Consider the following 10874-nt stretch of genomic DNA (forward strand, 5'->3'; position numbering starts at 1 on the left):
GGATTAAGGGGTGGGGTGCAATGACTATGGGAATCACAAATAATTACCCGGACATGATATGACGCTCCTAACGTTGCTAACGCTGCGCTAACGACGGGAACCGCCATCGCTCTTAGCGTCTCCCCTTGGGAGAAGACTGCGACACCCTCACCGCTCCGCGTCTAGGCTAATCCCAATCCGGTGCGTTTCCCCACAGTTTTGGTCGTAAACAAATGCTCCTGGATCATCATACACAGAGAATTGCACCCAATAATCTTAATTGGAATCAAGAACTTTTAGCTTATTTGCAACAGGAGCATCTGTTTACGCCAACAGCAACAGTGCTTGAGTCTTTCAAAGTACAGTGTCTTTAAAGAAAAGGATGGGTACACTCAAATAGTCAGATATCTTTGAAAATTGCTATGGGCACTTCTTACGATTCTATTCACATTCGCTCAACCGACACTGAAGAAATTGTAGAGATTGTAAAAAGGCTTGCTGCACAGGAGAAACAAAAGTTTTTAATTTCTCCATGTATTAACGGTTGGATTAGTGTCTATCCTTCACAAGATTCTACACTTACTGCTGCGATCATCCAGGAAATTGCTGGACATTTGTTCTATCTCATTCTTCATCATGATGATTTTTTCTATTACACCTATTACAGAGAGCATCAATTGGTTGATGAATATAGTTCAGATCCAGACTATTTTGGGACTATATCCAGAGAACATAAAGCACAATTGCGTGGAAAGCCGGAAGTATTTGCCGATTTACTAGCTGAACTACCAAACAATCAAACAACCATTGAAGAGATTGCTGAAGTGTTGACAGTTCCCTCTGAAGAAGAACGTGAGGAACTCTATCAAAGAAGCCTAGAAATATTGGAAAGTTTAGAGGCAGGTGAAAACAGTTCTGATATTAGCGAGTTGCCTCATGATGAAGTTTTTCAAGCAGCAAAACAATTTTCTGATTTTGCTCAACTTTTCAACATCAGTAATGCTTCAACTCGCTATGAATATCTTCAGGATGATGAGGATGAAGATATTGAACGATGGTCAGAATTTGTTCACATTCCAGATCCCTCAATTGAATTAGCACAGAAGCAGAGAGAAAAAGCCAGGATAGATCAAGCTCTAACTGAATTAAATATAGCAGGTATCTTATTAGTTACAGTGTCCAGTCCTACTCCTAATAGACATTTTCCGCACCTACCAATTTCTGTGCCTGACCAGACAGGTGGTTTTTTTATAGGTTGGCGTGGACATAACAATCAACCTCTTGAAATAAAACACTACATTGCACCTTGGAATGATCAATCAGCAAATCTTGATCTACCGCTAGAACAAAATGCTTATGTGATGCAAGTTAGCCCATCTGGAAAATTTTTGGCAGTAGGTCATGCTAGCGGCTCTTGGCAAGCAACTTTATATGACTTGGAGCAAAAACAATTGCTAAAAACAATTCCTCATGTTCGAGCTACTAGCAGTGTTCAATTCACTCCAAACGAGGAAATTCTAGTCAGCCGATCAGAGGACGAAATTATCCTCACTTCTATTAAAAATTCACAGCAGATTGCAGTAATTAAAGTTGGGCATGGGTCTAAAATTGCAATTCATCCAGATGGTCGTTACTTACTGGCTGATGATGAGGGTAAATCAAAATTAGCTATTATCGATTTGAACACTCAAAAAGTTGTCAAAATCTTATCAACCGCAGCATTCGACAGGACAGCATGGATGGCTAGTGTCGAACAAGGTAAAGGAGTAAATGCCTTTTCCTCTAACGAAATGATTTTCAAAATGGACTTTAGCCCAGATGGACGGTGGTTACTCTGTGCAATGGATAAAGGAGTTCGAGTGTTTGAGTGGAATGAGGTTTTCTCGTCAAAGAGCAAATTACCACTCCCCATCGTCGCTTCTTCTAGTGAGGTTATCACTGTTGGCGATCGCGGTAGTCGAATGGCAACAACTTATGATATTGCTTTTGACTGGCAGCGCAATGTCATACTTTCTTGTGGACTAGAGGGTAAGGTCAAGTCTCTTGACTTAGCGACTGGAGAATCTAAAGTTTTATTGGAATTACCTGGAAGACCAGCGATTACCAAATTAGACCTATCTCATGATTTGGCTACCTTCTGTACACATTCAATACGCGATATGTTTGAGCGTAAACAAGAGCCGTTTATCGTCCAAATATGGAATTATTTAGGACTTGCCTAATGCTTTGCGAGTTGGCGCGATCGCAGATTGAATTAAACTCTTGTAGGATGGGCAAGATGCCCGCCCTATTTATGCAAATTAAAGGTGGAACAGCTTATTAGTTCCGCGCTCAAAGGTGTAAAAATTAAACTGCAATTCGGGGTCGGGTATTGGGTGCAGTTTCAGACAGCAGACGAGTGTAAAGTTGAGTCAGTCGGAATGCTACACTATACCAACTAAAGGCAATTTCTGTCCGTTGTCGAGCCGCTTCACCTAACTGGTCTCGCCAAGCTGGGTTGATGAGAATGCGGTCTATGGCAGCAGCAAAAGCTACTTCATCTTTAGGGGGCGCAAGTAAGCCTGTGACTTCTGGTACAACAGTAAACTGCAACCCACCAACATCACTAGCTACGACTGGAGTCTGACTCGCCATTGCCTCAATTGCAACTAAACCAAAAGGTTCGTAGTGACTAGGCACGACGCAGACATCAGCGGCGGCGTAGTAGAAGGGGAGGACAATTTCATCTAAGCGACCGGTAAAGGTTGTACAATTTTCTAATCCCAGTTCAGTAACGATGCTAGCAATGCGATCGCGTTCAATTCCATCACTCTGACCTGGACGGCTACCACCCCCAATCACTAGCTGAAGGTTAGCTTCACCCCTGAAACTAGACTTGGCAATGGCTCGTACTAAGGTTTCAATTCCTTTGCGTCGGTCAAAGCGACCAACGTAGAGAACCATCTTGGCATCTGGTGCAATTCCCAACTTTTCCCGCGCCGCAGACCGCTGAATTTGCCCAAACTTATCAGTATCAGTGCCACAGGGAATCATTTCAATCTTTCCATTGCTGGAAACGAGTATCCGCATGTGTTTCTGCTCTTGCGGACTGGTCGCAACCACACAGTCTATAGTTTCTAAACAGGCTTTTTCTACAGCTAATCGCTGGGCTGCAATTACGGGAACATCACCAATACTTCTGTATTTAATGGCTCCTAAAGAGTGGTAAGTATGCACCTGAATCAGTGGTTGCTGCTTTTTCAATTCCATGCCAACCCAAGATGATAACCAGTAATTAGTATGAATTAGAGAGTAATGGAACCCTTGCTGTTGCTGGAATTGCTGGAATTCTTCGATGAATTCAGGTAAATAGTCAAACAAGTTATCTCGCCCGATAAACTCAGCTGGCCCCGCTTTTAACCGAATAGTACGACAGTTTGGGCTATGTTGGGCGTAGGCGTAGCCCGTCGTAGACATCGCAGCTTGTTCAGGACTACTACGACGAGTGAACATATCCACTTGCCAACCTTGCTGGGCTAGGGCATAACCTACTTGACGCACATAGACATTTTGACCCCCAGCCTCTTCTTGACCGATTTCAACAGCCGGGTCACCATCAACAGAAATTAGAGCAATGCGATGTTTCTTATTCTGGAACATAGCTGATTTTCACCTCTAGGCAAACAATCCTGCCTCAGACGCCAGAAATCAAGATATTGTTATCCTCTCTCAAGGCCGAGGGCAGGCACAACGAACCGCAAAGTTACCAGCCAAAGGACACTGACGAGAACAAGGCATTACTTAATAAGAATGCTGCTCGTTCAGTCTCCTCTCAATGCCGACGAAGTTAGCTGACGGGCTAGGACTGAGAGATGTCCTTCTTAAGAAAGTTATGAGTTATGAGTTATGAGTTATGAGTTATGTATTTAGTAACTTTTTAACTCCTCACTCTTAACTCCTCACTCCTCACTATTAACTCCTAACTTTCTTCAAGATACGCCCCAAACTTGGTTCCTCCGCTCCGGTTTACCCTTTACAAATTTTTTTAAGGGATACTATGGATTAGGCAGACTGATTTATTTTTATTCAAATTGTTTATAACCTGTGATCATCAACCATGTCAAGAGGATAAACAAAAAAAGTTAGCTATTACACCATTTTAGTGTTGCCACGCTACTACATTCTAGTAATTGCGTGTACTTATTTTTACTATATTGTTCAGCGAAACATCTCACTTTTGCAAAAATATCTTTTAAAGAATCCGAAAAGCAGCAACTTCAGTTTGGAGATTCAGCATATATCTACAAAGAAGTCATGGTAAATATGAATCTAAAGCTGAGATTTAAACCAGTTTCTCACAGTTGGGTTGCTCTATATCCACAGCCTAAAGGGGTAATTCAATTTATTGCAGGGGCTTGATTTGGTACTTTTGTCCCCATTCTTTTCTATCGCTATCTGCTTCAATGTTTATTTGAGGAGCTTAAACAAAAATTGTAAATGTTCGGAACTTAATTCGCACTTATATAGCTCGATAAATCAAAATTGATAGTGTCTTTATTAAAGGGCAGGTATCTATCCTATTAGCACCTGCTATTGCTGATACAGAGAGCGCAATTCGCCCTCAATTTTTAGCGGATATCATCGATAATCTTGGTTGGGGTGTGAAACCAACCGTTGAAGAAACCCAGAACTTAATCAAAAATAGTGGGATATTTAATATCATGGGTTTAGTCTGTTTCAAGTCAGATGATATTGCTAAATCAACCTGTGAATGATTTACTAATATTCTGCAAAAGCCACCTAAAGATTTTCGGAAAACTTTAGCAGGCATAGCAACCTCTACCTTAAGTTATATTCCTCTCTATTATTATATGCAAATTCTAGGCGCAACAGCTTAGTCAAAGCCAAGCGATCGCCAGTTTCAAAGCTCGATTTGTCTCCTTTTCCTGCACCCTCTTGACAAAAGTGCAATTACCTTAACTTCTCACGAATGGTCTACTTTGACTCATAAAGCGTGTTACTGAGACACTAAGTAATTGCAGCAGTGATTGTTTTATCCACACCGTGGATTCATGAGCGCAGCGAATTCACAGCCACGAAAACTACTAAATATTGCCGATTATACGGGATTACGGAAGCGATGCCTGCGGTGGTCACTGAGCTTGCCGTACCACTTCGTGGAAGCAAGCTACGCGCAGCGTCTCGTAGAGAAGTGCGGGCTGTGACGCTCGTTCGCCCTTGGCTTCTCCCCTTGGGAGACGCCTCGCTATCGGTGACGCGCCTTTTAATCTCCTTCCATTCTCAGTGCTTCTGTAGTTTTTTGCCTCTAAAGACGGCAAACACCACTCGGACGTTACGGTTCACCCTAATTGCTGAAAGTATTAATTCTTATACATTAGACAGAGTGAAGGCAAATTAATCCATGAACCAACTAAAAACACAATTTAGTTAGTTTAACCGTCCCAAGCAAGGTTCGGGAAACCACCCTTCATGGACTGGCTACCACTAAGCTTCAGTATATATATCAGCATAATCTGGAGTTTTAACCCCAGGAAAGCCAAACCAAAGGTATTCATGCTGAACTGTCTGATTTATTGACCCTGAAAGTTGGTTCAAAATTTAGTCCTTTATATTCTCATTCATTCATTTGTAGTTATACGGAGCCAGCACCTAAAATGGCAAAAGTAGTTGGAATTGACTTAGGAACAACGAACTCCTGCGTGGCAGTGATGGAAGGTGGTAAACCCACAGTAATTGCTAATGCTGAAGGTTTTCGGACAACGCCATCAGTAGTCGCATTTGCGAAAAATGGCGATAACTTGGTTGGCCAAATCGCCAAACGCCAAGCGGTGATGAACCCCGAAAATACGTTTTACTCAGTCAAACGCTTTATCGGACGCCGCTACGATGAAGTGAGTAACGAAGCTACGGAAGTTTCTTACAAAGTCCTCAGCAGCAACGGCAATGTCAAATTAGATTGTCCGATAGCTGGTAAACCGTTTGCTCCTGAAGAAATTTCTGCAAAAGTTCTTCGCAAACTAGTTGAAGATGCCAGCAAATACCTGGGCGAAACCGTAACGCAAGCTGTCATCACCGTTCCGGCGTACTTCAACGACTCCCAGCGGCAAGCGACAAAAGACGCTGGTAAAATTGCCGGGATTGAAGTTCTACGGATTATCAACGAGCCTACTGCTGCTTCTCTGGCATACGGATTTGACAAGAAGAGTAACGAAACCATCCTAGTATTTGACCTTGGTGGTGGTACCTTCGACGTATCCGTGCTGGAAGTAGGAGATGGAGTTTTTGAAGTACTAGCCACATCTGGTGATACCCACCTCGGCGGTGACGACTTCGATAAAAAAATAGTTGACTTCTTAGCTGAGAAGTTCAAGAAAGCCGAAGGTATTGACCTGCGGAAAGACAAACAAGCCTTACAACGTCTGACTGAAGCCGCAGAAAAAGCCAAAATTGAGCTTTCTAGCGTCACCCAAGCAGAAATCAACCTACCATTTATCACCGCTACCCAGGATGGGCCCAAGCACCTGGATACAACCCTGACTCGCGCCCAGTTTGAAGAACTTTGCTCTGACTTAATCGACCGTTGTCGTGTTCCTGTGGAAAACGCCCTCCGGGATGCCAAGTTAAACAAAGGGGATATTGATGAAGTGGTGTTAGTTGGTGGTTCTACCCGCATTCCCGCAGTCCACCAGATTGTGAAGCAGGTATTGGGTAAAGACCCTAACCAAAGCGTCAACCCTGATGAAGTCGTAGCAGTTGGTGCAGCCATTCAAGCCGGGGTACTGGCTGGTGATGTAACTGGCATCTTGCTGTTAGATGTAACACCGCTATCTTTGGGCGTTGAAACATTGGGCGGCGTGATGACCAAAATTATCCCCCGCAACACGACAATTCCCACCAAAAAATCCGAAGTCTTCTCCACTGCTGTGGACGGTCAAACCAACGTAGAAATTCACGTCCTTCAAGGTGAACGCGAATTCTCTAACGATAACAAGAGCTTGGGAACCTTCCGCCTGGATGGTATTCCTCCTGCACCACGCGGTGTCCCTCAAATTGAAGTGGTGTTCGACATTGATGCCAACGGTATCCTTAACGTCACCGCTAAGGACAAAGGCACTGGTAAAGAACAGTCCATCAGCATCACCGGCGCTTCCACTCTGGATAAAAATGACGTTGACCGGATGGTGAGAGAAGCTGAACAGAACGCTTCATCTGACAAAGAGCGGCGTGAGAAGATTGAACGCAAGAACCAAGCCGACTCCTTGGCATACCAAGCTGAGAAGCAGCTACAAGAATTGGGCGATAAAGTTCCCCCTGCTGACAAGACCAAAGTTGAAGGCTTGGTGAAAGAAGTGCGGGAAGCAGTTGCTAAAGAAGACGATGAGCAAATCAAGAAGCTCACCCCAGAATTGCAACAAGCGCTATTCGCTGTTGGTAGCAACATCTATCAACAAGCTGGTGGCGGTGCTACACCTGGTGCTGAACCTCAAGATGGTGGTTCCACATCATCTAGCTCTAGCTCTAGCTCTAGTAGCGGCGACGATGTGATTGACGCTGATTTTACAGAGAGCAAATAATTCCCTTACTTCTTTTGGGAAGATTGTTTTGTCCCACCTCATATTACCCATTCAGGCAAATACCTGGGTGGGATTTTTTTAGGAGTTTGGAGTTAGAGCAATATTGGGTTTGGACTGTATTATGGTTCTAGGTAGTGTGATTGCCTGATCTCGGTGGAGAAAATAAACATAGTTCTCACGCTCAAAGAAAATCACTTGGCGATTGTTTCCCCAATTATAGACATGATAAAAGTTCCCGAAGCGATCGCACTCTTCATTAAACAAACGATGATTTTGGGCGATGCCTACGGCGGTAAACTACGCACTTTCCATTACATGATTATTTTGTGCGATCGCATTTTCGATGACACGACGATTTTAGGCGATGCCTACGGCGGTAAACTACGCATAGTTGACTGTTAGATATCGCTAACGAATTTTCTGAGCGATCGCTTAGATATTTTTTTGCTTGATAGGGATGCTGCCTATGCTACTCTAATATGCTGAACCAAGTTTCTAAATCTGCGATCGCTTGAAAATCTAACAATGCTTCACCAAGATTTTCTAATTGTTCTAAGGAGAGAGCTTCAATCCTTTCTAGTGCTGGTTGGGGTAATTCTCCCACGCGACGAGTAAGTTGACGGAGAATAAGCGATCGTTCTCCTTCTTGTCGTCCCCGTAGTTCTCCTCGTTGTTCTCCTCGTTGTTCTCCTCGTTGTTCCCCTTCTGCCAGAATTTCCTGATAAATTACTGACTCGCGCATCATACCCTCCCGGAATAAGTTTTTAATCAAGTCCTTTTTGTATTTTAACCCCGCTAAGATTTGGGTATAAGCGGAGATTTCTGCTCGTTGTCCTGGCTCAAGTTGATTCACTCTTGCCACAACTCTTTGCAGTAAGGCTTGGGGTTGGGTGGTTGCTGCTAGTGGTGCTAACGGTAACAAATAATAATCGCACCGATCAATCTCCTCAAAAGGCGATCGCTTCGATTCTTGGCTGCAAGCAGGATAACCTATACCTCTGAAATGAAAATCAACATAAAACTTACAAAGATAGCGATCGCAGTTTTCCACCTGGGATTATAAAATATCCTAACTTCCCAACATCTGCAAGTTATGTAAAGTAGCGTAAAGCCCTCCTTGTTGCAGTAGTTGATCATGACTTCCCTGTTCAATTAATTCGCCGCGCTTCAAAACAAAAATTCGGTCTACATTGCGAATTGTAGACAGGCGGTGAGCGATAATAATGGCGGTACGTCTGAGCAAAAGCTGGTTTAACGCCTCTTGAACTAAAGCTTCTGTGCCAACATCTAAACTAGCGGTAGCTTCATCTAGTACCAAAATTTGGGGATTGCGAATGGCAGCCCGCGCAAAGGCTAAAAGTTGCTTTTGACCACTAGAAATATTTGTACCCCGTTCTCGAAGTTGAGTATCATAGCCTTGGGGTAGTTCTTCTATAAACTGGGCAATGTTGGTTTGCTCTGCTGCTTGTTGAATCTGTTCAACGGTATAGCCGTCTCCTAAAGAAATGTTGCTTTTAACATCGCCAGCAAACAAAAAGCCTTCTTGTAAAATTACTGCCATGTAGCGCCGCAGTTCTGCCTGTGGTACCTCTCGAATATCTACGCCATCGATCAGAATGCGTCCTTGGGTGGGTTCGTAGAGGCGGCACAAAAGACGGATGATCGAAGTTTTACCCGCACCCGTGGGGCCAACTAATGCTATTTTTTCACCAGGATGAATGGTAAAATCTAAGTCTTTAATTACGTAATCATCATTTTTGTAAGCAAACCAGACATGATCAAAGCGAATTTCTCCCAGTTCTGGCGGGGAAGTCAGGTCTGGGGATTCTAGATTTGCAACTATCTCGTCTATGTAGCCGAATTTAGCATCAAATATTGAGAAGCGGACATTGGCGCGATCGCGGATTTCTATCGGTTCATCCAATATATCGCCGACGCGTTCAATGGCAGTGAAACCAGCTTGAATTACCGTAAATTTTTCCGCAAAAGCCCTTAAAGGGTCAAATAATCGCTGGGCATACAATACAAATGTAGATAAAGTCCCAAATGTCAAGTTTTTTTCCCACAGCAACAAACCACCTACGCACAAAACAGATGCGATCGCAATCAGTCCAATCCATTCCAAGGTTGCTGAAACAAATGAATCATAAAAGATGGTTTTATCCATTTGCTGAGTGTAGCGGCTGTTCGTGGCACGAAACAATTCGGCATTAAATTTTTCTCTGCGGAACAACTGCACGACGTTAATACCAAGCACATTTTCTTGTAGCTGTGAATTCAGGATAGAAAGTTCTTCTCGCCCTTTGTAATTGGCTTTGCGGTACTGTTTCTGAATGTAAACAATTACCCAGCTAATTGGTAACAGCATCAATAGCAGCAAGCAAGCGAGTTGCCACTGGATGGAAAACATTAAACTTAAAGTCACCAGCATCAAAAACAAATCGGATACAATGCCAATTGCCCCAGTAGAAAAGACATCGCCTAACACTTCCACATCGCTGGTGATTCTGGTAATTAATTTACCTACGGGCGTGCGGTCAAAAAAGCGTACTGCTAGAGATGTCACATGCTGGAATAAGTCTTGGCGAATTGCTGCGGTGATTTGTTGCCCTAGCTTTTGGACTATATAACCTTGCAAACCTGTCAAAATCAATCCGATTGCGATCGCAATTACCAATAATCCCTCCAGGATATTTAGCCCTTCTGACAAGGGGCGATTCCTGAGAAATTCGTAAGCGCTTGGTTCATGGCGAATCAGGGAGATCACTTGGCCAATCAACAATGGTTGCACGGCATTAGCTAGCGCGATCGGTATCAGTAGGCACAACGAGAGCGTTAACAGTCGTCCGCTACGACGGGCATAAGGCACTAAACGCAAAAACAACCGCCAGTCATTTTCAGGGCGACGGTCTTGCGTATAAGATTTTTTGAGAAATTGGTAGATGCTCATAGTAAGAGCATTATATTAATGTTTGTAAAAAAATACGCTTGTTTAAAGTAGCATTTGGCCTGCTACTCTGATACCATGCCTGAGATAGAAACCGCAAGGCTGCAACGCCAGGAATTTCTCTCTAAAAGACTTTGATTACCTATTTCGCCTCTACAGTGATGCAGAAATCATCAGGTATCTGTCGCCAAGAACAAGGGAACAAACCCACGGCTGCTGTTAAAATTTGCTGTTCGGAACTCGGAATTTGCTATTCGGAACTCGGAATTTGCTGTTCGGAACTCGGAATTTGCTGTTCGGAACTCGAAGTTTGCTGTTTCAAGTGAATTACGCCTGCACAATAAAATCAGATGCTGTGAGATTTGGCGCACCAG

At 43.5% G+C, this 10874-nt stretch carries 6 protein-coding genes, 1 pseudogene and 1 riboswitch; of the genes and pseudogenes, 3 read left to right on the plus strand and 4 right to left on the minus strand.

The genetic code is table 11. From position 1 onward, the window contains the following. Positions 1–401 precede the first annotated feature (401 nt). Positions 402–2201 (plus strand): hypothetical protein, encoded by a 1800-nt coding sequence (locus tag HWQ41_RS09755; protein WP_292761965.1) that lies wholly within the window; start codon positions 402–404, stop codon positions 2199–2201. Between the two features lie 124 nt (positions 2202–2325). Here HWQ41_RS09755 and HWQ41_RS09760 read toward each other — a convergent pair whose 3' ends face one another. Both HWQ41_RS09760 and HWQ41_RS09765 read right to left on the minus strand, forming a co-directional pair. Beyond that, positions 2326–3618, minus strand: coding sequence for a glycosyltransferase (locus HWQ41_RS09760; RefSeq protein WP_292761967.1), 1293 nt, complete (start codon positions 3616–3618; stop codon positions 2326–2328). A gap of 161 nt (positions 3619–3779) precedes the next feature. Then, positions 3780–4037, minus strand: a riboswitch (cyclic di-AMP (ydaO/yuaA leader). Between the two features lie 542 nt (positions 4038–4579). Further along, positions 4580–4789, minus strand: coding sequence for a hypothetical protein (locus HWQ41_RS09765; RefSeq protein ID WP_292761969.1), 210 nt, complete (start codon positions 4787–4789; stop codon positions 4580–4582). A gap of 844 nt (positions 4790–5633) precedes the next feature. Here HWQ41_RS09765 and dnaK point away from each other — a divergent pair. Together dnaK and HWQ41_RS09775 are read left to right on the plus strand one after the other, a co-directional pair. Further along, positions 5634–7553 carry a molecular chaperone DnaK gene (dnaK, locus tag HWQ41_RS09770; protein WP_292761973.1) on the plus strand — a complete coding sequence of 640 codons (1920 nt, stop codon included), beginning with the start codon at positions 5634–5636 and terminating at the stop codon, positions 7551–7553. A gap of 222 nt (positions 7554–7775) precedes the next feature. Beyond that, positions 7776–7955: a hypothetical protein gene (locus HWQ41_RS09775; protein WP_292761976.1), complete on the plus strand. Its 180-nt coding sequence runs from the start codon at positions 7776–7778 to the stop codon at positions 7953–7955. A 67-nt stretch (positions 7956–8022) separates the two neighbouring features. Here the strand turns inward: HWQ41_RS09775 and HWQ41_RS09780 are convergent. Continuing rightward, positions 8023–8475, minus strand: a pseudogene (locus tag HWQ41_RS09780) (DUF4351 domain-containing protein); the annotation flags it as partial. A gap of 147 nt (positions 8476–8622) precedes the next feature. Continuing rightward, positions 8623–10503, minus strand: coding sequence for an ABC transporter ATP-binding protein (locus HWQ41_RS09785; RefSeq protein ID WP_292761978.1), 1881 nt, complete (start codon positions 10501–10503; stop codon positions 8623–8625). Between the last annotated feature and the right edge of the window lie 371 nt (positions 10504–10874).

The organism is Nostoc sp. NOS(2021), from assembly GCF_017115025.1.
In the GTDB taxonomy this organism is placed as follows: Bacteria; Cyanobacteriota; Cyanobacteriia; order Cyanobacteriales; family Nostocaceae; genus Nostoc.

Excerpts from the sequence above, each read along its gene's own strand:
- HWQ41_RS09755 (WP_292761965.1), top strand. The coding sequence starts at position 402 with ATGGGCACTTCTTACGATTCTATTCACATTCGCTCAACCGACACTGAA.
- HWQ41_RS09760 (WP_292761967.1), bottom strand. The coding sequence starts at position 3,618 with ATGTTCCAGAATAAGAAACATCGCATTGCTCTAATTTCTGTTGATGGT.
- HWQ41_RS09765 (WP_292761969.1), bottom strand. The coding sequence starts at position 4,789 with ATGCCTGCTAAAGTTTTCCGAAAATCTTTAGGTGGCTTTTGCAGAATA.
- dnaK (WP_292761973.1), top strand. The coding sequence starts at position 5,634 with ATGGCAAAAGTAGTTGGAATTGACTTAGGAACAACGAACTCCTGCGTG.
- HWQ41_RS09775 (WP_292761976.1), top strand. The coding sequence starts at position 7,776 with ATGATAAAAGTTCCCGAAGCGATCGCACTCTTCATTAAACAAACGATG.
- HWQ41_RS09785 (WP_292761978.1), bottom strand. The coding sequence starts at position 10,503 with ATGAGCATCTACCAATTTCTCAAAAAATCTTATACGCAAGACCGTCGC.